The following is a 21,975-nucleotide window of genomic DNA, read 5'->3' on the forward strand; positions in this document are numbered from 1 at the left end:
AGTTCAAGGCGATGCGGGAAGTTTAACGAGCTGATGGCGCAGGCGCAAATTTCATGTATTTATGTAAGGATTTGCTGATCGGACTTGTTCGGCGTACAACTGTACGCTAAAGTGCGTGACGAAATCCCGAATGGTTAATAGTAAAAGAGGTATTAGATGAAACGTGCAGTTATCACTGGCCTGGGCATTATCTCCAGCATCGGTAACAACCAGCAGGAAGTACTGGCGTCTTTGAAAGAAGGACGTTCAGGGATTACTTTCTCGCAAGAATTTGAAGATGCAGGGATGAAAAGCAAAGTCTGGGGCAACGTAAAACTGGACACCGCTGGGCTTATCGATCGCAAGATTGTGCGTTTCATGAGTGATGCTTCTATTTACGCTTACCTGGCAATGGAACAAGCAATTGCTGACTCTGGCTTAACCCCAGAAATGGTTTCTAATGAACGTACCGGCCTGATCGCAGGTTCTGGCGGTGGTTCACCGCGTAACCAGGTTGCTGGTTCTGACGCGATGCGTTCTCCGCGTGGCCTGAAAGGCGTTGGTCCTTATATGGTGACCAAAGCAATGGCATCCGGTGTGTCCGCTTGTCTGGCAACGCCGTTCAAAATTCGTGGTGTGAACTACTCAATCAGCTCTGCGTGCGCAACTTCTGCTCACTGTATCGGTAATGCGGTTGAGATGATTCAGTTAGGTAAGCAAGATGTCGTTTTTGCTGGCGGCGGCGAAGAGCTGTGCTGGGAAATGGCTTGTGAGTTTGATGCAATGGGCGCGATGTCCCGTAGCTACAACGATACGCCAGAAAAAGCCTCCCGTACTTATGACGCCGATCGTGACGGTTTCGTCATCGCAGGCGGCGGCGGTATGGTCGTGGTTGAAGAGCTGGAACATGCGCTGGCTCGTGGCGCGCATATCTATGCTGAAGTCGTCGGTTACGGCGCAACCTCTGACGGTGCTGACATGGTTGCTCCTTCTGGTGAAGGTGCAGTGCGTTGTATGAAGATGGCAATGCAGGGCGTTGATACCCCGGTTGATTACCTCAACGTGCACGGTACTTCAACCCCAATTGGTGACGTGAAAGAACTCGGTGCAATTCGTGAAGTCTTCGGTGATAACACGCCAGCGCTGTCTTCTACTAAAGCGATGACAGGCCACTCTCTGGGTGCTGCCGGCGTACAGGAAGCGATTTACACCCTGTTGATGGCTGAGCACAACTTCATTGCGCCAAGCATTAACGTTGAGAAACTCGACGAAGCGGCAGAAGGTATCAATATCATCACTGAGCCTACTCAGCGCGAACTGACTACCGTTATGTCAAACAGCTTTGGTTTTGGTGGCACTAACGCTACGTTGGTGATGCGCAAGCTGAAAAACGATCGTTAATCGTTCGTCTACAAATTTTTAATAATAAGAAAGCCCGCATAATGCGGGTTTTTTTTCGTGTTTTCCCGCCAAAAAAACGCAATAGCAGTACGACAACAGTAATAACTGCCAAGTAACTTGCTACTATCGGGGGATTTATTTCTTCGCGTTAAAGCCTGCACCCTTAAAAACAATCCGAGCGCTTTGCTCAACAAATTCTGGCGTTAATGGCGTAAATGAAACTGTTAGCCGGTAGTACACCGCACCGTAAAGTAAATCCAGCAATACATTAATATCGGTATCTGCTGCTAACTCTCCGGTTTCTACTGCTTTAGCTAGTGTTGCCTTACCCTGTTGACGACGTGGTTCAATCCATTGACTACTAAAGATTTCCATCAGATCGGCGTCATGCTGTGCTGCGCCCATCAAATGGCGTAATAGCTTACCGCGTGGTCCTTCCAAGGCTTTTAAAAATCGTTGCATACTGTCAATCATGCTTTCAACGACAGTGGTATTTTTCTTATAGGCAATTAATGGCGTAATATCATCAAGAAAACCCGCCATTACAATGGCCGTGGAGTTGGGCCAACGGCGGTAAATAGTTGTTTTTGCTACACCGGAACGTGCTGCAATTCGTTCAACGGTGGCATAACTGATGCCTTGTTCGTACGCTAATTCTAATGCAGCTTTCTGAATTAATTTCGTCGCTGAATGGCTACGACGTCGCCCACGTTGCACATCCTGATTGGGCATATCGTCATTGATCATGCTCTTGATTCCCATATTGATAATGTCTTACTCAGCCAATTGACAACGCTCCGTAGCGTATCTCATAATCAATTATAGTTAACTTAGCATTGATAGGTATCGAAGGACAATCCATGGAATTATACGATGTTGCTGTCATCGGAGCAGGCCCTGCTGGCTTGAGTTTCGCTCAGGGAATAAAAGGTCATGGATATCGAGTTGCTTTGATTGATGAAGGTACATCAATTGAGAATAGAAAACACGACGACGCAGTTGATTTAACACAAGGTCACGGCGGTGCCGGGCTTTTCTCTGATGGTAAATTTTCCTTTTTCCCATCGGCCAGTGCGTTATGGCATTTACCTGCTCAAGACAATCTCAAACAAGCCTACGGCTGGACTTGCGATGTTTTGAGCAGCTACGGCTTAGACACGCCACCATATCCAGAAAACCCAGATGCTTTTTCGGTTGGACAGGGTGAGTGGATCTTAAAAGATTATCCTTCGGATTATCTGTCGCTGGAAAAACGCGTCAGTTTAGTGACTGAACTGGTGAACACTTGCGGCGCTGAAATTATTTCTGAGCATCGACTGGTTACTTACCATTATGACCAGCAGCTCGATTTATTTTTGATCAAGCTAGAAAGCAAACAACAAGAATCCGTGCTGATCAAAGCTAAACGATTGGTATTAGCCGGGGGACGTTTTGCCCCGATCGCCATAGTAGAACATGAACAAGAAGCGGCTTTCCGTCGTTTAGAAGTCGGATTCAGGATTGAGCAGCCTAAGCAAAAAGCATTTTTCAGAAATATGAAACAGCTTGATCCGAAATTAAAATTCTCAGCAGAGGATAGCACCGTTGAATGGCGTACTTTCTGCGTGTGTCGTGACGGCGAAACGGTAATGACCCGGACACAGGGATTGTGGACCGTTTCTGGGCACTCAGATGGCCCATCAACCGATCTGTCGAATGCCGGTTTCAATACTCGTATTCTTGATGAAAACATCGCTAAACGAAATATACCGCAAGTGATTGCTGCGTTGCGTGATCCTGAGTCTGGCTTTAGCATCTCCGCGCAATCTGTGGCGGCGAAAGAGCCAGAGGCTTTGGTGCAATTGCAAAAAACGTATGGCGATGAATTGAGTGAAATTATGCGTCAGGGCTTGCTTAAACTGATGGATAAATTCCCAGAGATTAACGATCCGCAAACTAAGCTTATCGGCCCAACACTTGAAGGCGTTGGCTGGTATCCGCAGTTGGATGAAGATTTGAAGCTACGTGATTACCCGGCTTGGGTCATTGGCGATGCCTGCGGATTATTCCGTGGTATTATCGCGGCGATGATCAGCGGCTATTATGCTGCTGCCAATGTAGAACAAAGCTTGAGATCACCAACAATATGAATAAGCAAATCGCCCCGCCGATTGTCGGCGTCGGGGTGTTAGTTACGCGTGAAAATGGTCAGTTGTTGCTAGGTCATCGTATTAAAGCAGGGGAGACACCAAGCTGGTGTTTTCCCGGCGGCCACGTTGAACCTAACGAAACCTTACCGCAGGCTGCGCGACGTGAATTGCAGGAAGAAGCCGGTGTCTCGCTGGATGAAGGCGGGGAGGTGTTTGGCTTTGCAATGCAATTAACCGGGCCGAGAACCCTGATGACCGGCGGTGTGATGCTGAAATTAGCCGAGAGTCAGTTGGTCACTGAAGTCTGTGAACCGCATAACTTTGACGAGTGGCGTTGGTTCTCCCCCGATGCGCTGCCACAGAATCTGTTTCCAGCAACAGAAGCACTGATCGAACTCTGGTTACATAAACGTAGCGCGCCGGGTTGGATAGCTTATCCGGTCGCTGAATCGGCTGGCGCATGAGTCGACTACACATCTTTGATATGGACGGTACGCTGCTGCATGGCAGCACCGCCAGTTTAGAGATTGCCCGCGCATTAGATTGTGTACCGCAGGTAAACGCGTTGGAAGTGCAGTTCGCCCAGGGCGATATCACCACCGCGCAGTTTGCCGCTGGCGTTTGCGCATTATGGCAGTCGTTAACGGTAGAACAAGCCGCGCAGGTCTTTGCTGCCTCGCCTTGGATGCAACAGTTGCCCCAAGTCTTTGCGGATATTCGTCTTCGCGGTGAGCATTCGCTGGTTATTACACTTTCCCCTGATTTCTATGCCAATCACTTGTTAGCGCAAGGGGCCGATCGAGTTGTTGGCTCGATATTCCCAGCGTTACCTTTCCGAACGCTACCGCTGCCTGAAAATATCCTGACACCCGAGGATAAAATCACTCACGCAACGGCGTTTATTGAACAGTTGCAGCTTAGTACTGAACAGTGCGTTGCGTATGGTGATTCTGGTTCGGATATTCCCCTCTTCCAGATGATGCAAAATACGCTCGCCATCAACGGTTCTGCCAGTATCGTTTCGCTGGCGAAAGTCAGTTATCAAGGCGATAACCTGTGGGATGCCTACCAATTGGCCCGTTCAAGTTTCTGGTAATATTCCTGGGGTAATAAATAGACGCTTGTTATGCCAAGATAACTCTGTTTTCCATCCCCCAGGAGAGTGTTGATGAACCATGTATCTAAAGTATTAGCCGTATTGCCACCTGCGGCTGAAATCAGCGAAGTCTATTTAGCCAATAAGCTGAGTTTTTATACCGATGCTTGGGATGTTGCCGAGGATCTGCGCCATCAAATTAGTGACATTGTGGTGATCGACACCCGTTCAGAAGCGCACTATCAGGCAGGGCATATTCCTGGTGCTATTAGTTTTCCGCATCGCTTAATGGATGCACATAGCACCGCCGAGCTTGACCGTAGCAAAGTGTATATCACTTATTGTGATGGCATTGGTTGTAATGGTTCGACGCAAGGCGCTTATAAATTGGCGAAACTGGGTTTTCGCGTTAAAGAGTTGATTGGCGGATTAGATTTCTGGATTCGAGATGGTCATCCACAAGCAACCGGAAACGCGGTTGGACAGTATCCAACCGAATTTGCCGCACAAGATTGTGGATGTGATTAAACGCTGGTTATTGCGTGTGGTTATAGTATTGCCCACAGCAGCAGTATCACCACGATGATGGAAATCGCAATCAGCGGTTTTCCGCCCATGGCCTGCATGGAGGTGGGCAACATCGCCACCAAGGGATTAACGATTGGCTGTGGCACAGTGCGCGAGGTAACGGTGAATTCATCGTGCTCGTGCGGCATACGTTCGACCCGTTGGCGGAATAACAGGCTAATCATTTCATTTACCTGATATTGCGTGAGCGGGGTGGTTAACGTGGCGCTAAATTGTGCCTGTGCATGTTGGCTGAGCTGCTGGACTTCTTCGCTGCTTGCCGGCTGTTTTAGAGCCCCTAACAGGCTAGTTAATGTCGGTGCCGTTTGCTGATTAACTGCAATTTTTACCTGCAAAAACTGGCTAAGCAGCTGGAAATGTTTAGCAGGGATTGGTTCGCCGCTTTTCAGCCCTACTAACTCAAACAGTGCGTGCCAGAGCTTGGCAGGCGCTTCACCAGTCGCGGCACTTAACTTAGTGACAAACTGCTGCAAGCTGTTGTGTTCTGCTGGCTGTAATGGGCGGTCGGTAACCGGTGTTTGCTGAGGTTGTGGGATTGACATCTCATGCGACTGAATTAACACCAGCACCTGTTGTAGCTGCTCGTGGCTCAGTTGACTTAATACGGTATGCCCAAAATTTTGGCGAATAAAATCGCTCACCGCCTGACGATTATTACCCTGCGGCAGCAGCTCGGTGAGTTGTTGCAGCAATTGCCTGGTCGCGTGACTGCTTTGTGCCTGCGAAAGTTTGCCTTGCAGCAGGTTTTCGGCCTGCGGAAATTGCGACGCGCTAAGTTCCGCGTCATGTGGCAAGCCAAGATCGTGGCGCAAATTGGCCCAGATCTCAGGAGATTTCATCGGCGTCAGCGCGATAAGTTTAACGATCAGCTTCTCGAGCGTTGTGCGCTGGGCAGGGCTAAGCGGTTGTTTATCAGCATTGCCGGCAGGGACTGGATCATTCGGTTGTGCCCGGTTGTTACCAACTGGCGAGCTTGGGCCACTTAAAGGTTGCATAATGACCAGTCCTTCATTGGGGTGTAAAACACCGCGTATAAGATAAAACCGCGGGGCGCAGATGCCGCACATCATACCTGTAATTGTCAGCGATCTACACAGTGAATGCTGCATGAAGGCGGATAAATTACGGTTTTTTATTCATGAAGGGCAGGCCATCATCCTGATCGAGGATGATGGCGTCTTATGTCAATTTGTCGAGGTTGAGTCTAGTTTACTGCGGGGCAGGCCATTTTCTTTTTTTTGCTAAATATCCATCTGGCAATAACGGCCAAAATTGCCGGAGCAATTGCACCATAAAGCGTTACCCATTCGAATCCATGGGTTAGAGCATTCCGGGCAACAGAGGCTGTTATCCCGACTGATTGAACGTCGTTCAGGTTGCCTGCTGCAATAACATCAGCGAGCTTGGCAATATCTAAAACGGAAAGCGAGTCCGATGCTAAATGAGTCAGCCCAGCCTGAACGCCTTTGAGTAATATAAAGCCCATAATGGCGATATTAATCGCGAGTGAAATCATTCTGGCACTGAACTCCATACCCGATGCCATGCCTGCGCGCTCAGGGGGCAGGGAAGCCGTGGTGGTGTTTGTAACGGTGGTATTGGTTAAACCCAGGCCAATGCCGGCCAGTAAACATCCTGGCAGTAGTGTTATCCAACTCGCATAGTCACTGATGGCAATCAGATGCAGAAACATGAAGCCGCCTGCAATCACTAAAAGTCCCAAGGGAATAACAAATTTAGGCCCTCGTTTTACCAGCAAACGCTCAGCATAAGGCGGTACGATCACCGTGGGAAAGGTATAAGCCAACACGGTCAAGCCAGCCATGACGCTGCTATAGCCAAGAACGGATTGTAAATAGATAGGGAAGTAGATAATAAACGGCCAAAAACTGAAGTTCATACCGCTTGCCCCAAGCAGAGCGCCTGAGAAATTGCGGATCTGAAAGGCTTTTAAATGGAATATTGGGCGTGTCGCTTTATTTTCTATAAAGACAAAAAGCAGCAAGCTACTCAAGCTGATGCAAAGCACTGCTAACCCTAGCGGGTTGCTAAGGCTTAACGTTTGGCCCTGAGTAATCAGATACACTAAGCCAAAAACGGCAATTGGCAATGTCACCATGCCGCCAATATCCGTTTTGCCATCGTGAGGATCGACCGATTCCGAAACGCCAATACGTGCGAGTATCACCGTAATAATGGCAATCACCACATGAATTAGAAAGACCCATTTCCAACTTAAAAACGCGATAATTGCTCCGCCGACTATTGGCCCAAGCCCTAATCCCAAACCAAAGACAATTCCCCACCAAGCGAAAGCCGTCACCCTATTTTTGCCTTCTCGATATTGATGGGAGAGCACGGCAACCTGACAAGCAAGCATGCCAGCGGCACTGATACCCTGTAAGAATCGTGCAGCGATAAGTAGTGGAGCACTGAAAGCCAGCCCACAAATCAGAGATGAGAGACCAAAAACGCTGATCCCGATGATGAAAATGCGTTTACGTCCGAAGCTATCTGCCAAAGCGCCCATCGCGATGAGGGTGGAACACATTGCTAGCGTATAAGCATTCATGATCCACTGCAGTTGCTTAAAATCGGCCGGTAGGACTCGTTCAATCGTGGGTAGGATGGAAGGGATGCTAGTAATCTCCAACCCAAGCATAACCGCTGATAAACATACGGCGGCAAGTGCTATGTTGTTTCTAGATGATTTGACGATAACTATTTCCATTTTTTATCTAGCCCTACGGTGTCAACTGGCAGCAAATTATGTTGCTTAAACCCGGCTAATAACCGAATAATTAGCGACATAGCTATTAAGGATTTATCGTAACATTCGCTGACTGACTGCATAACCAGGCGGTTTCGTATATCAGTCACAACAAAATAGGATAGTTCGCATGCTGACCTTGGATGTCGACGCGGTGAGAGCGTTTATCACCATCTCCGATTTAAAAAGTTTCTCACGAGCGGCTGAAGAATTAGGCACCACTCAGGGAGCGCTGAGTGTGAAACTCAAGCGGCTTGAAGAAAAACTAGGGCAGCGCCTGATTGAGCGCACACCGCGGCAGGTTAGGCTCTCTTTGAAAGGTGAGCTTTTCATTGAGCCTGCACGAGATTTCCTTAAAGCGCATGAGCGAGCGATTGCCAGCCTGTCAACGGTGAGCCGACGGTTTACGCTGGGGATCGCCCATGATGTGATGGGGCCGGAGATGCCTAGCCTTTTGTCTAAGCTGAAGGCTATCGACCCCACGTTACTGATTGAAGTACGCTTCGATAGTACAAGGGAACTGCTGGAGGCGTCGGACAATGGGTTGCTCGATGTTGTTATCGCGCGTAGTGAAGATAATAGGCAGAGTGGCACCCTATTATGTGCTGAGGATTTTGGTTGGTACGCGGCTCCGAGTTTTGAGCATGATGTGAATGAGCCTTTGCCACTCGCGAGTCTTTCCCCTAGTTGCAAAGAGAGAGCACCGGCCAAACACGCGTTAGAGCAAGCGTCTCTGCCTTGGATAGAAGTTTTTATTGGCGGTGGCGCGCCGGCTGTGATTGCGGCGATATCCGCCGGATTTGCTGTTGGTGTGTTCGCTCGCCGGCTAGCGCCAGTCGGACTCATTGATGTTGGGGCTAAGTATGGTCTGCCTGAACTACCGGCGGCGTCTATTGCGGTTTACTCTTCTCTATCGGATAGCCGAACGCGAGAAGTACTCAAGGCTATCGTTAGTGAATTTAATCAGCGGCGGCAATAAGAGACATTTATCGATTATCAAAGAAAACCGCCTTCTACTATTAAGAAGGCGGCGAGTGTTGGCTTATTGTTCAGCGCCGGTCTTTTCGGCAACCGATCGCGACGCATACAGCGGTTTACGCAGGCGTTGTGCCAGAATAACGCCAAAGAGTGTGACGCCACCCCCGATCAGATGGTAGCTGTGCAGCTGTTCATGCAAGAACAGCACGGCAATAATGGCCGTAAAGATTGGCGACAGATTCATAAAGATCGATGTCGTATTGGCCCCCAGATGATGCATCCCTTTAATCCACAAGAACGGCGCAATAATAGACGCTGGGATCCCGGCAAATAAAACTAACGGAATATTCTGTGCATTAAGATGGACATCTTGTGTCATCAAGAAATTAGGCAACAGCAGTAGTACGCCGAACATAATCTGCACGTATAGCGATTGCCAGTTAGGCAATGGTATTGACCATTTCTTGGTCAGTACGCCATATAAGGCGTAAGCGGCGGAGGCAACAAGCATCATGGCTTCTCCGTGACCAATGCCGTGCTGCAATAACTGACCTGGATCGCCTGCGCTAATCAACCATATCAACCCGCCTAAAGATAATATGCCTCCGACGGCGATGCCGACTGTCGGCACGACACTTAGCACAACGAGGCTAATTAATACCGTCAACAACGGGATAAGCGATGTCAAAATACCGATAAAGAGTGCGCTAACGGTATGCGCAGCGTAGTAGGCCAGGCTTTGGAATAACACCATGCCTAACAAACCAAGTACTAATAACTTCCACCAGTATTTTTTGACCTCTTTTACGTTACGCAGCAATCCCGGCAGCACAAAAGGTGTCAGAGTTATCAAGGCCAACAGCCAACGATAGAAAGAGATAGCGGCGGGATCGATAGCGCCGGCTGATGCTTTACTGACCACTGCATTGATTGACCAGATCAATACCGCCAGCAGAGGGAAGAGAAAATTCATTAGTGATTCGTCCAAGTATAAATAATGACGCTAGTGTACCTTTGTCGTATTTGTTGTATATAGTGATAAACAGACAAAAACAGGCGACATTCTGACATTTTTAATCGTCATATACACGAGAATTACAGAACTAATGACTCCAGAGCGATCCTTTTCACAACCGCCAACACAAGCGCCAAAAACACTGCTATTTCGTGACGAAACGATCAGTGCCAATACTGAGTATGCTGAACATTGCCATAACTGGAGTCAGATCATTTGTATCAAATCTGGCGTGATGTCGATGACCGTCGCGGGGCAGCGATATCTTGCCCCCAGTGAATTGGCAATTTGGATACCGGCGGGAATTAAGCACTCTAGCCACAACCGTAAATCTACGCGTTTTTGCGCATTAGATATCTCCGCCGAGTTAAGCCTTGGTTTGCCTGTTGAACCCTGCATATTGACGCCAACACCCATCTTTAATGCGATTGCAGATGATTGCTTTGCCCGTAATATGCACGAACCGCAAACCGAGGCAGACCTACGTTTATGTCAGGTGCTGTTAGATCAAATTCTGCTATCACCGTGTCAAAGCAACTATCTGCCGGGTTCTGAGGACAAGCTCTTGGCACCTATATTAGAGGCTCTTGAGAAAGAACCGGCTAACAATATGCCTTTGGCACAATGGGCCAGCCAGATCTACACCACTGAACGGACATTAGCGCGCCGCTTCCAGCAGCAGCTCGGTATGGGATTTAGCGAATGGCGGCAGCGGCTGAGATTTCTGTATGCGATTTCTCTACTAGAGCAAGGAAAAACGGTACAACAAGTCGCTTTGGATGTTGGCTATAGCTCCTCGTCGGCCTTTATCGCCATGTTTGTGCAACTCTCTGGCACAACGCCCCAGCGTTATTTACAACAGAAGTAAGGTTTAGGACCTTGACCCAACGCCAATTATTTCGGGCATAACCGGGGTAATTCATGCCAGAATACTGGCCTCTCTATTTTCGATTCGTTTCTAACTTTTTGTTCCTAACTTCTGCTGGCGGAGAACAACGTGAAAATCCTGGTTGATGAAAATATGCCTTATGCGGTCGAGCTGTTTAGCCGATTGGGCGAGGTTCAAGCTGTGCCTGGACGCCCAATCCCGCAAGATGCGCTGACCACGGCGGATGCCCTGATGGTGCGTTCTGTCACCAAAGTGAATGAAGGTTTACTGAGTGGAACGCCAGTAAAATTCGTTGGTACCGCGACGGCAGGGACCGATCACGTTGACGATCAATGGCTGGCGCAGCAAGGACTGGGTTTCTCAGCGGCACCTGGCTGTAATGCCATTGCTGTGGTGGAATATGTTTTCTCGGCGCTGTTGATTTTGGCCCAGCGCGATGGTTTCCAACTGCGTGACAAAACCGTGGGGATTATCGGTGTCGGTAATGTGGGTTCCCGTCTGAATGCGCGCCTGAATGCCTTGGGGGTACGCACATTGCTGTGTGATCCACCGCGAGCCGATCGTGGTGATGCCGGGGAATTTTGGCCGTTAGAAAAGCTGGTGGCCGAAGCTGATGTACTGACCTTCCATACGCCATTAAATGTTGACGGCCCTTATCGTTCGCATCATCTGGCGGATGCTAAATTGCTGGATGCATTGCCGGAAGGCCGTATTTTGATCAACGCCTGTCGTGGCGAAGTGGTCGATAACGCGGCGCTGTTGGCTGCGCTTAACGGGCCGAAAAAACTGACTGCTGTTCTCGACGTTTGGGAGCCAGAGCCAGCATTGTCACTGGAGTTGCTCGAAAAAGTCGCTATCGGTACCGCACACATTGCTGGCTACAGCCTGGAAGGTAAAGCGCGTGGAACCACGCAAGTCTTTGAAGCATTTAGCCAGTTTATCGGCCAGCCGCAGCAGGTGCCGCTGGATACACTGTTACCACCACCAGAATTTGCTGAAGTGACGCTACGCGGTGAACTGAGCGAAGCGAAACTGCTACGTCTTATCCACTTAGTGTATGATGTGCGCCGCGACGATGCGCCATTACGTCGGGTTGCCGCCATAGCAGGTGAGTTTGACCGACTACGTAAGTTCTACGAAGAACGTCGCGAATGGTCATCGCTGCGGGTGAACTGTGATAACCAGGCCACTGTCGAGTTACTGCAACAACTCGGTTTTACGAGTCAGTTATCTTAAGTTCGCGTTAAGCATTCGCTGCCATACTCTTTTCTGTCAGATTCTTTGCTGTCAGATTCTTGGCCGCCATGCTTTGGCGACGAACGGGCCTAATCAATACATCCATTTTTGTGGGCGGTGAATAATCGCCCCTTTGCATTTTGTCTTACCATTTTCTGGAGAATACCAACATGTCTGATGGCTGGAATATCGCACTGCTCGGTGCCACGGGTGCCGTGGGTGATGCGTTACTGGAACTGCTGGCTGAACGTCAGTTCCCGGTTGGTGAACTTTTCCCTTTAGCTAGCGAACGTAGCGCAGGTCAAACGATCCGTTATAACGGCAAAAGCCTGCGCGTACAGGATGCGAGCGATTTCGATTGGTCACAGGTGCAGTTGGCATTCTTTGTCGCCGGAGCTGAAGCTTCAGCCAAATATGCCGAAGAAGCGGCCAGTCAAGGCTGCCTGGTCATTGACAGCAGCGGCCTGTTCGCACTGGAAAACGACGTACCGCTGGTAGTACCTGGCGTTAACCCGGATGCATTATCCCACTACCGTAATCGCAATATCGTTGCGGTAGCTGATAGCCTGACCAGCCAGTTGCTGACGGCAATTAAGCCTTTGACCGAACAAGCGGGTCTGGCGCGTTTGCATGTGACATCGTTGCTGTCTGTCTCTGCTTTAGGCAAAGCAGCGGTGGATGATTTGGCGGGCCAAAGTGCACGCTTGCTCAACGGTATCCCTGCTGAAGAGGGCATTTTTAGCAAGCAATTGGCATTTAACTTGCTTCCACTGTTGAGCGACAACGAAGGCAGCGTGAAAGAAGAGCGCCGCTTGGTGGATCAGGTGCGTAAAGTACTGCAAGATGATGGGTTGCCAATATCGGTTTCTTGTGTGCAATCGCCGGTATTTTACGGCCATGCGCAGGTCGTTCATCTGGAAGGGTTACGTCCATTATCTGCCGAAGAAGCGCGTACTGAGCTAGAGCAGATTGACGATATTATCCTCAGCGAAGAAGATGATTTCCCAACGCAGGTCAGCGATGCGTCTGGTAATGCGTCATTGAGTATTGGCTGCTTGCGTAATGATTATGGCATCCCTGAATTACTGCAATTCTGGTCAGTTGCCGACAACGTGCGTTTTGGTGGTGCGTTGATGGCGGTTGAAACCGCTGAGAAATTGATTCAGGAGTATTGGTACTAATGTCAGTTGAGTTAACCCCTGAGGATATGGCAGCACCCGGCGTGAGCCGTATCGCATTAGGGATTGAATATGATGGCAGCCACTATTATGGCTGGCAGCGTCAGCAGGAAGTTGCCAGCGTGCAGGCCTGTTTGGAACAGGCCTTAAGCCGAGTTGCTGATACGCCAATTACTGTCCAGTGCGCGGGACGTACAGATGCGGGCGTCAGTGCTACAGGTCAAGTGGTGCATTTTGATACGCCGGTTAAGCGTAAAGATGCGGCGTGGACGATGGGAGTGAACACCCATCTGCCAAAAGATATCGGCGTGCGTTGGGTGAAAGACGTGCCGCATGATTTTCATGCGCGTTTTACCGCAACGGCGCGTCGCTATCGTTATGTTATCTACAACCATCGCTATCGTCCGGCGATCCTCAGTTCGGGGATCACGCATGTACACATGCCGTTGGATGTTGAAAAGATGCAACGAGCAGGGCAGGCATTGCTAGGCGAGAACGATTTCACCTCGTTTCGTGCTGTGCAGTGCCAGTCGCGCACGCCTTGGCGTTATATGATGCATTTGCAGGTTAGCCGCCACGGCAACTACGTGGTGGTGGATATTAAAGCCAATGCATTTGTCCATCATATGGTGCGTAATATCGTGGGGAGTTTGGTAGAAGTTGGGGCAGGGAATCAGTCGGAGAACTGGATGGCCGAATTGCTGGCGGCGAAAGACAGGAATTTAGCCGCAGCGACCGCGAAAGCAGAGGGATTGTATTTAGTCTCGGTGGACTATCCAGAGAAATTTGCGTTGCCTAAGGTGAGCCTTGGCCCGCTATTTCTTGCCGATTAAGCCACTTTTTAAACGAATAGTGTTTTTAAATTAATGCTGCTTTAAAACGTAAATCGACTAATAACCGAACGGTTAATACAACTAGCCAATAGGATAATTAAACCCCATGGATTACATCCACTTCATTATCGATTTTATCTTGCATATTGATGTACATCTCGCCGAACTGGTCGCTCAGTATGGCGTTTGGATTTACGCTATTTTATTCCTGATTCTATTTTGTGAAACTGGACTGGTGGTTACGCCATTCTTACCGGGCGATTCGTTATTATTTGTAGCAGGTGCATTAGCCGCAACGAGCAGTAATCTTGATGTACATATGATGGTGTTTTTGATGGTTGTTGCAGCTGTCTTGGGGGATGCGGTGAACTACACTATTGGTCGCCTGTTTGGCGATCGTTTGTTTGGCAATCCGAATTCCAAAATATTTCGTCGTAGTTATTTAGAGCAAACTCATAAGTTTTACGAGAAACATGGCGGTAAAACGATTATTCTGGCGCGCTTTGTGCCAATCGTTCGTACCTTCGCGCCGTTTGTTGCCGGAATGGGACGGATGTCTTATAAGCACTTTGCCGTCTTTAATGTGATTGGGGCGCTATTCTGGGTGCTGTTACTGACTTACGCTGGCTACCTGTTTGGTAATCTCGATGTCGTAAAGAACAATCTGAAATATGTGATTCTGGCGATTATCGTGATATCGGTACTGCCAGCTGTGATTGAGGTTTTACGTCACCGCTTCGCGGCAGCTAAAAGCAAGGCGCAATAAGCATCACTTTGACGATAGCGTCAGAGTGAAAACATGAAAATGTTAAATATACAGACATTAAACCTATAGACCTGATTCATTTTTTTGTCCACAGCGTCGGGCTGTTATGGTTTAATGAGCGGCATTTATGGTCTGTTCCTGCGAACAACCCGTCTGTTCCAGATTTTTCGTCATCAGTCGATGCGCGTAAAATCTGGTGTATTGGGTAGGTTTCCAGGGGACTTGTTACAGCATGAACAGCGAACTGGCTTATGCCAGGTTCAAACAGAAAGGTCATCGATGAGCTGGATTGAACGAATTCTTAATAAAAGCAACGTTTCGCAAACCCGTAAGGCGAGCATTCCTGAAGGCGTCTGGACGAAATGTGGTAGTTGCGGTCAGGTGCTTTACCGCGCAGAGCTGGAACGTAACCTGATGGTTTGTCCGAAATGTGATCACCATATGCGTATGTCTTCGCGTATGCGTCTGTTCACATTCCTGGATGAGGGCAGCGAAGTTGAATTGGGTAGCGAACTTGAGCCAAAAGACGTGCTTAAGTTTAAAGACTCGAAAAAATATAAAGATCGCATTTCCGCGGCTCAGAAAGAAACCGACGAAAAAGATGCGCTGGTGGTAATGAAAGGCACCTTATACGGTATGCCGATTGTTGTTGCTGCTTTCGAGTTCTCCTTTATGGGCGGCTCAATGGGTTCTGTTGTTGGTGCTCGCTTTGTTCGCGCCGTCGAACAAGCGTTGGAAGACAACTGCCCGCTAGTTTGTTTCTCTGCCAGTGGCGGTGCGCGTATGCAAGAAGCACTGATGTCGCTGATGCAGATGGCGAAAACCAGTGCGGCTCTGGCCAAACTGCAAGAGCGTGGCCTGCCTTATATCTCCGTACTGACCGACCCAACCATGGGGGGCGTATCGGCGAGTCTGGCAATGCTGGGTGATATCAACGTGGCTGAACCTAAAGCTTTGATCGGCTTTGCGGGTCCGCGTGTTATCGAGCAAACCGTTCGCGAAAAACTGCCTGCTGGTTTCCAGCGCAGTGAGTTCCTGATCGAGAAAGGGGCGATTGATATGATTGTTCGTCGTCCTGAGCTGCGTAATAAACTGGGTAGCGTACTGTCGAAATTGACTGGCCGCCCAGAGCCGAAGGTAGTGGAAATTTCACCAGCCCCGGATAGTGCAGCTGATAATCATCAAGATGCGTAATCTACGCAGCCTGTATTTGCATTAAAAGCGGCGATTTCGCTGCCTCAACGCCGTGCCATTCTCGGCACGGCGTCAAAACAGGCTGTTCTGACAAAAGGACATCGCCCGTTTGTCAAAGTTTGGTGATGCTTTGTTTATTTCTTAAAGCCTAAACTGGGTAGCGTAACTTATGCAAAATCAACCTACTCCTCAAGCCACGTCGCCTTTGGCCACGTGGCTTCGTTATCTTGAAAATCTGCATTCTCAAGTCATCAATCTCGGGCTGGATCGCGTTAGCGCCGTAGCCAAAAAGCTGGATTTGCTCGCTCCTGCACCTCAAGTGTTCACCGTTGCCGGGACTAACGGCAAAGGGACAACCTGCCGCACACTCGAAGCTATCCTTCTGGCCGCCGGTTTTCGCGTGGGTGTTTATAGTTCACCGCATCTGGTGCGTTTTACCGAGAGAGTCAGAATTCAAGGTCAGGAATTAAGTGAGGCCGAGCACAGCAGTGCTTTTGCCCTGCTTGAACAGGGAAGAGGGGAGTTCTCTCTGACCTATTTTGAATACGCTACACTGTCTGCGTTACAACTATTTAAACAGGCTAGTCTGGATGTCGTGATCCTCGAAGTTGGGTTAGGCGGTCGGTTAGATGCCACCAATATCGTTGATGCCAATATTGCCGTAGTGACTAGCATTGCGCTGGATCATACCGATTTATTGGGTAAGGATCGCGAAAGCATTGGCCGTGAAAAAGCGGGTATTTTCCGCGCTGGCCGACCTGCGGTCGTCGGTGACCCGGATATGCCAGTCTCTATCGCCACAGTAGCCGAAGAAAAAGGTGCAAACTTGCGGCGCTTCGGCGTGCAGTGGCGCTACAGCCAAAACAATGACCAATGGCGTTGGGAGTGTGACATCTCGGCTTCTGAGGCGCGCATACTAAGCGATTTGCCTCTTCCTAATGTTCCATTGGCTAATGCGGCTACCGCACTTGCTGCGTTGCACTATTCTGAATTGAATATTAGTGACGAGGCTATCCGAGAAGGATTACGCCAGGCACAACTCCCTGGACGTTTCCAAACGGTCAGTACCTCGCCTAGACTGATTCTCGATGTGGCGCATAATCCCCATGCGGCGGCTTATTTGGCCGAACGTTTGGCGGCGTTGCCAAAACAAGGCGGGAAAGTGCGTGCGGTAGTCGGGATGTTATCTGATAAAGATATCGCGGGTACCTTGTCTACTCTCAAGGGGCAGATTGATCTGTGGTATTGCGCGCCATTAGACGGGCCGCGCGGGGCAGATGTTGCGCAGTTGGCACAACATCTGGAAAACTGCTATCAATTTGATGATGTACTGAGTGCCTGGCAACAGGCGATGCAGGATGCTGATAGTCAGGATATTGTGATTGTTTGCGGATCTTTTCACACGGTAGCGCAGGTTATGGCTGCAATAGATACGGGGAATACCAGTGGCAAGTAAGTTTCAAAATCGTCTGGTGGGTACCGTAATTTTGGTGGCGCTGGGCGTCATCATTTTGCCAGGATTACTGGACGGCAAAAAAAAGCATTATGAAGATGAATTTGCGTCAATACCTTTAGTGCCAAAGCCGGGTGATCCTCACGAGCAAGATGCATCGGGGTCTGTGACACAATCTCTACCGGCACAGCCGCCTGAAGGAGCCAAAGAGGCGATTAACGCGGGTAATCCTGCGGCATCAACCACGGCGCCAGCAAATGGTGCTGATGACGTTGATGATGCGCCTGACGATAGCCAGAACGCCTCAACGCAAGCTCCGCCAGCGGTGACGACATCTCGCCAAACGCAATCTAAACCGGTCACACCACCGAAGCATACAGAGCAGAAAACAGCGGATGCCAAAGCTGCTGATACTCGTGCTGCGCAAAACCGTTTGGCGGCCGAGCAGAAAGCGGCGGAGCAAAAAGCCGCCCAACAGCGTTTGGCTGAGCAGAAAGCAGCGGAACAAAAAGCGGCGAAGCAGCAGCGTTTAGTTGAACAGCGTATCGCTGAGCAGCAAAAGATTGAGGAGCAGAAACTTAAGGCTGCACAAGCTCAATCTACTGCGCAAAGTAAACCTCAAGCGGAAAAACCGCAGCAGCAGGAAAAAACGCAGCCAGAAAAAGCGCCGGCAGGACAGGCTTACATTGTACAACTCGGTGCGCTGAAGAACGCCACGAGAGCCACGGAAATTGTTGCCAAGCTGCGTTTATCAGGTTTCCGTGCTTATACGGTGCCATCAACACCGGTACAAGGCGAGATAACCCGCGTGTTTGTCGGTCCAGAAGCCAACAAGCAAAAACTGGAAGCCTCACTACCAGAGTTGCAGAGTCAGAGCGGTTTGAATGGTGGGTTGATACGCGCCTATAACGCAGCTCACTAATCCCCGTCATCCTTCGAGATGCAGGGGCGTTGGCTGCCCTTACTTGCCCCAGTCACTTAGTTATCTAAGCTCCTGGGGAGGCGTTCGGTTGCCGCCTACCTGCCTCTCGAATGCTATAGGGGATTTCCCCGTTATTTTTCGAGATGCAGGGTCGTTGGCTGTCCTTAGTTGCCCCAGTCACTTAGTTATCTAAGCTCCTGGGGACTTTTGCGTTCGTAGGGGGGGAACATAAGTTAATCAGGGCACAACTTTTTGTGCCCTTTTTTCGTAAGAAGCAAGAGGTCATGTTTCTTATGTTTTTGCGGCGATTGATGTTTTTTTCATCGTCATTATTAATTTCTACAACCGGCAGATTTCCGCTACGCAAACGTTTTCTTTTTCTGTTAGAATTCGCCGCGAATCGGATGCCGGGAGGCGATTTTGCACTTAAGGACTGTTAAGGATTAAGTTGCTCAGTCGTTTTTTACTGGAATAAGTCATGGTCTGGATTGATTACGTCATTATTGCGGTTATCGGGTTTTCTGCATTAGTCAGCCTGATACGGGGCTTTGTTCGCGAGGCTTTATCACTGGTAACCTGGGGCTGTGCCTTTTTTGTTGCCAGTCATTATTACAGTTACCTCGCCATCTATTTCACGCGTTTCGAAGATGAAGTCGTTCGAAACGGGATCGCCATCGCCATCTTGTTCATCGCGACGTTGATCGTAGGTGCGATTGTGAACTATGTGATTGGGTCGTTAGTAGAACGTACCGGATTATCTGGCACCGATAGGGTGTTAGGGGTGTGTTTCGGCGCACTGCGCGGCGTGTTGATCGTATCAGCACTGCTGTTCTTCCTGGATACGTTTACTGGCTTTTCACAAAGTGAAGACTGGAAACAGTCGCAATTGATCCCGCAGTTTAGTTATATCATCAGGTGGTTCTTTGACTACCTGCAGAGCACGTCGAGTTTCTTGCCAAAGCATCTTTAGTTTTGGCAGCGCTGATGAGGAAAAGACAACATGTGCGGTATTGTCGGTATCGCCGGTTTTATGCCGGTAAACCAGTCGATTTATGACGCGTTAACGGTGTTACAACACCGTGGGCAGGATGCCGCAGGCATCGTCACCATTGATAGCAACAACCACTTCCGTCTGCGTAAGGCGAATGGCTTGGTGAAAGATGTATTCGAAGCTCGGCACATGCAACGTTTGCAGGGCAATATGGGCCTGGGTCATGTTCGCTATCCTACAGCTGGTAGTTCCAGCGCTTCCGAGGCACAACCGTTTTATGTCAACTCACCGTTTGGGATCACCTTGGCCCACAACGGTAATCTGACCAATGCGCATGAATTAAGAGACACGCTGTTTGAAGGGGCGCGTCGCCACGTTAATACCTCTTCAGATTCAGAAGTCCTGCTGAATATTCTGGCCAGTGAGCTAGATCGTTTCCAGCATTACCCGCTGGAAGCTGACAACATCTTCGCTGCTGTTTCAGCAGTTAATCTGAAGATTCGCGGTGCTTACGCGTGTGTGGCGATGATTATCGGTCACGGCATGTTGGCCTTCCGCGACCCGCACGGTATTCGCCCGCTGGTTATTGGCAAACGCCAATTGGCCGACGGTCGCAATGAATATATGGTGGCGTCTGAGAGCGTGGCGTTAGATACGCTGGGCTTTGAATTCCTGCGTGATGTTGCACCAGGTGAAGCCGTCTATGTGACAGAGCAAGGGCAATTGTTCACGCGTATGTGCGCTGAGAACCCGCAATATAACCCTTGCCTGTTCGAGTTTGTCTATTTTGCCCGTCCAGACTCTTTCATCGATAAAATTTCTGTCTACAGCGCACGTCGCCGGATGGGACAGAAATTAGGTGCTAAAATCGCCCGTGATTGGGAAGATTTGGACATTGATGTCGTGATCCCTATTCCAGAAACGTCTTGTGATATCGCACTCGAAATCGCCCGTATTCTGGATAAGCCTTATCGTCAGGGCTTTGTGAAGAACCGCTATGTCGGCCGTACTTTTATCATGCCTGGTCAACAGGAGCGCCGTAAGTCGGTGCGCCGCAAACTCAATGCTAACCGCGCTGAGTTCCGTGATAAAAACGTATTGCTGGTTGATGACTCAATTGTACGTGGTACCACGTCACAACAGATCGTCGAGATGGCGCGTGAAGCCGGTGCTAAACGCGTTTATCTGGCTTCAGCGGCACCAGAAGTGCGTTTCCCGAATGTTTACGGTATCGATATGCCTAGCGCTAATGAGCTAATTGCTCATGGTCGCGAAGTGAGTGAAATCAACCAAATCATCGGTGCAGATGCATTAATCTTCCAGAATCTTGGCGATCTGATTGAAGCGGTACAAGAAGAAAACCCAGATATTGAGCAGTTTGAATGTTCGGTATTTGACGGTATCTATGTCACTAAAGACGTCAATCAAGATTACTTGGAATACCTCGAAGCACTGCGCAACGACGATGCGCAGGCTTTGCGTGGCCAGCAAGAAGCTGAAAATCTAGAAATCCATAACGAGGGCTAACCCCTCGCGTGCTTACGCTGGCAACTTGTCAGCGTAAGCACATCCTTCATTGTTATGATTATCCCCACCTTTCCCCGCTGCTTGGCTTGCTAATGCGCTATCATTACGGCAAAGTCACCCCCAATTATTTTTTAGGTTGTCACGCAGGTCACGACCCATTCAGAGGTAGTTTTTATGAAACGACTTATTGTCGGGATCTCCGGCGCGAGCGGCGCAATTTACGGCGTTCGTCTGCTACAGGTTTTACGTGACGTAGAGGGAATAGAAACACATCTGGTGTTGAGTAATGCCGCGCGGCAAACGCTGGCGCTAGAAACCGATTTCCCGTTGCGTGATGTCCAGGCGCTAGCCGACGTTGTGCACGACACGCGTGATATTGCCGCCAGCATCTCCTCCGGTTCTTTTAAGACTGATGGCATGGTTATTTTGCCGTGTTCAATTAAAACCCTTTCAGGCATCGTCAATAGTTATACCGACGGGTTGATTACCCGCGCAGCGGATGTCGTGCTCAAAGAGCGTCGTCGCCTGGTACTGTGCGTGCGGGAAACGCCGCTGCACTTAGGGCATTTGCGGTTGATGACTCAAGCCGCGGAATTAGGGGCCATTATTATGCCACCGGTTCCGGCTTTCTATCATCGGCCGACCAGCGTTGAAGAGGTGATTGACCAAACGGTTAACCGGGTCATTGACCAATTTGATATTGAACTGCCAAAAGATTTATTTGTTCGTTGGCAGGGCAGTCACTAGACCAAGTTTGCTAAAGATGCCCCAAAATTGTTCAGAAATGATAGCGGTGCACCAAAAGTGATCTTGTTTGGTTTTATCTTGGTGCAATTTTTAGCATGCTAGCGCCACAACACCTTCAGCTGACTGATTTTCTGAGCGAATTTTGTGCAGATAATCTTTTGGCTGAGCATTTGCTGCGCAATGGCGAAAAAGCGGCATGAAAGCTGCATAATATTTGCATAAGTGCTGCATAGCGTGAATCAATGCAAGGCATTACTAGATATCTTGCAGGGTAGTGCAATCA

At 49.3% G+C, this 21,975-nt stretch carries 21 protein-coding genes; 17 read left to right on the forward strand and 4 right to left on the reverse strand.

Translation table 11 applies throughout. The features are described 5' to 3' along the window. The first annotated feature begins 156 nt into the window (after positions 1-156). Positions 157-1,380 carry a beta-ketoacyl-ACP synthase I gene (fabB, locus tag ACL9RG_RS00175; protein ID WP_422790550.1) on the forward strand — a complete coding sequence of 408 codons (1,224 nt, stop codon included), beginning with the start codon at positions 157-159 and terminating at the stop codon, positions 1,378-1,380. A gap of 135 nt (positions 1,381-1,515) precedes the next feature. Here fabB and ACL9RG_RS00180 read toward each other — a convergent pair whose 3' ends face one another. Continuing rightward, complete coding sequence (locus ACL9RG_RS00180; RefSeq protein ID WP_422790551.1) at positions 1,516-2,127, reverse strand: TetR/AcrR family transcriptional regulator; 612 nt, start codon at positions 2,125-2,127, stop codon at positions 1,516-1,518. Positions 2,128-2,240: 113 nt separating this feature from the next. On the opposite strand from ACL9RG_RS00180, the gene ACL9RG_RS00185 reads away from it, so the two are divergent. The 4 genes from ACL9RG_RS00185 (at position 2,241) to ACL9RG_RS00200 (ending at position 5,133) form a co-directional block, all read left to right on the forward strand. Next, on the forward strand, positions 2,241-3,509 hold the full coding sequence (locus ACL9RG_RS00185) for an FAD-dependent oxidoreductase (protein WP_422790552.1): 1,269 nt from the start codon (positions 2,241-2,243) through the stop codon (positions 3,507-3,509). Next, positions 3,506-3,973 carry a nucleotide triphosphate diphosphatase NUDT15 gene (locus ACL9RG_RS00190; RefSeq protein WP_422790553.1) on the forward strand — a complete coding sequence of 156 codons (468 nt, stop codon included), beginning with the start codon at positions 3,506-3,508 and terminating at the stop codon, positions 3,971-3,973. The genes ACL9RG_RS00185 and ACL9RG_RS00190 overlap by 4 nt, the downstream gene beginning before the upstream one ends. Continuing rightward, on the forward strand, positions 3,970-4,605 hold the full coding sequence (locus ACL9RG_RS00195; RefSeq protein ID WP_422790554.1) for an HAD family hydrolase: 636 nt from the start codon (positions 3,970-3,972) through the stop codon (positions 4,603-4,605). The genes ACL9RG_RS00190 and ACL9RG_RS00195 overlap by 4 nt, the downstream gene beginning before the upstream one ends. A 72-nt stretch (positions 4,606-4,677) precedes the next feature. After that, on the forward strand, positions 4,678-5,133 hold the full coding sequence (locus ACL9RG_RS00200; protein ID WP_422790555.1) for a rhodanese-like domain-containing protein: 456 nt from the start codon (positions 4,678-4,680) through the stop codon (positions 5,131-5,133). A 20-nt stretch (positions 5,134-5,153) separates the two neighbouring features. Here ACL9RG_RS00200 and flk read toward each other — a convergent pair whose 3' ends face one another. Further along, positions 5,154-6,188, reverse strand: coding sequence for a flagella biosynthesis regulator Flk (gene flk / locus ACL9RG_RS00205; RefSeq protein WP_422790556.1), 1,035 nt, complete (start codon positions 6,186-6,188; stop codon positions 5,154-5,156). A gap of 209 nt (positions 6,189-6,397) precedes the next feature. Then, positions 6,398-7,924 carry an MFS transporter gene (locus ACL9RG_RS00210; protein WP_422790557.1) on the reverse strand — a complete coding sequence of 509 codons (1,527 nt, stop codon included), beginning with the start codon at positions 7,922-7,924 and terminating at the stop codon, positions 6,398-6,400. Positions 7,925-8,093: 169 nt separating this feature from the next. On the opposite strand from ACL9RG_RS00210, the gene ACL9RG_RS00215 reads away from it, so the two are divergent. Continuing rightward, positions 8,094-8,942, forward strand: a complete 849-nt coding sequence (locus tag ACL9RG_RS00215; RefSeq protein WP_422790558.1) for a LysR family transcriptional regulator — start codon at positions 8,094-8,096, stop codon at positions 8,940-8,942. A 63-nt stretch (positions 8,943-9,005) separates the two neighbouring features. Here ACL9RG_RS00215 and ACL9RG_RS00220 read toward each other — a convergent pair whose 3' ends face one another. After that, the gene (locus ACL9RG_RS00220) at positions 9,006-9,914 is read right to left on the reverse strand and encodes a DMT family transporter (protein WP_422790559.1); all 909 of its coding nucleotides are present in this window, start codon (positions 9,912-9,914) and stop codon (positions 9,006-9,008) included. 133 nt (positions 9,915-10,047) lie between these two features. Here ACL9RG_RS00220 and ACL9RG_RS00225 point away from each other — a divergent pair, with 133 nt between their 5' ends. The 11 genes from ACL9RG_RS00225 (at position 10,048) to ACL9RG_RS00275 (ending at position 21,692) form a co-directional block, all read left to right on the forward strand. After that, entirely contained in the window at positions 10,048-10,824 is a 777-nt protein-coding gene (locus ACL9RG_RS00225) for an AraC family transcriptional regulator (protein WP_422790560.1), read from the forward strand. Positions 10,825-10,953: 129 nt separating this feature from the next. Beyond that, entirely contained in the window at positions 10,954-12,081 is a 1,128-nt protein-coding gene (gene pdxB / locus ACL9RG_RS00230) for a 4-phosphoerythronate dehydrogenase PdxB (RefSeq protein WP_422790561.1), read from the forward strand. 170 nt (positions 12,082-12,251) lie between these two features. Further along, positions 12,252-13,262 carry an aspartate-semialdehyde dehydrogenase gene (locus ACL9RG_RS00235; RefSeq protein ID WP_422790562.1) on the forward strand — a complete coding sequence of 337 codons (1,011 nt, stop codon included), beginning with the start codon at positions 12,252-12,254 and terminating at the stop codon, positions 13,260-13,262. Then, on the forward strand, positions 13,262-14,092 hold the full coding sequence (truA, locus tag ACL9RG_RS00240; RefSeq protein WP_422790563.1) for a tRNA pseudouridine(38-40) synthase TruA: 831 nt from the start codon (positions 13,262-13,264) through the stop codon (positions 14,090-14,092). The genes ACL9RG_RS00235 and truA overlap by 1 nt, the downstream gene beginning before the upstream one ends. Before the next feature lie 106 nt (positions 14,093-14,198). Next, on the forward strand, positions 14,199-14,858 hold the full coding sequence (locus ACL9RG_RS00245; RefSeq protein ID WP_422790564.1) for a DedA family protein: 660 nt from the start codon (positions 14,199-14,201) through the stop codon (positions 14,856-14,858). Between the two features lie 279 nt (positions 14,859-15,137). After that, on the forward strand, positions 15,138-16,052 hold the full coding sequence (accD, locus tag ACL9RG_RS00250; RefSeq protein WP_422791149.1) for an acetyl-CoA carboxylase, carboxyltransferase subunit beta: 915 nt from the start codon (positions 15,138-15,140) through the stop codon (positions 16,050-16,052). A 169-nt stretch (positions 16,053-16,221) separates the two neighbouring features. Beyond that, entirely contained in the window at positions 16,222-17,508 is a 1,287-nt protein-coding gene (folC, locus tag ACL9RG_RS00255) for a bifunctional tetrahydrofolate synthase/dihydrofolate synthase (RefSeq protein WP_422790565.1), read from the forward strand. Further along, positions 17,498-18,427 (forward strand): cell division protein DedD, encoded by a 930-nt coding sequence (gene dedD / locus ACL9RG_RS00260; RefSeq protein WP_422790566.1) that lies wholly within the window; start codon positions 17,498-17,500, stop codon positions 18,425-18,427. The genes folC and dedD overlap by 11 nt, the downstream gene beginning before the upstream one ends. A 478-nt stretch (positions 18,428-18,905) precedes the next feature. After that, a complete protein-coding gene (gene cvpA / locus ACL9RG_RS00265) occupies positions 18,906-19,397 on the forward strand; it encodes a colicin V production protein (RefSeq protein WP_422790567.1) in 492 nt (163 codons plus the stop codon). 30 nt (positions 19,398-19,427) lie between these two features. Next, on the forward strand, positions 19,428-20,945 hold the full coding sequence (gene purF, locus ACL9RG_RS00270) for an amidophosphoribosyltransferase (protein ID WP_422790568.1): 1,518 nt from the start codon (positions 19,428-19,430) through the stop codon (positions 20,943-20,945). A gap of 174 nt (positions 20,946-21,119) precedes the next feature. Then, the gene (locus tag ACL9RG_RS00275) at positions 21,120-21,692 is read left to right on the forward strand and encodes a UbiX family flavin prenyltransferase (RefSeq protein WP_422790569.1); all 573 of its coding nucleotides are present in this window, start codon (positions 21,120-21,122) and stop codon (positions 21,690-21,692) included. Positions 21,693-21,975: the final 283 nt, after the last annotated feature.

It is taken from the genome of Rouxiella sp. Mn2063, assembly GCF_049319665.1.
Lineage (GTDB): Bacteria > Pseudomonadota > Gammaproteobacteria > Enterobacterales > Enterobacteriaceae > JBMOUD01.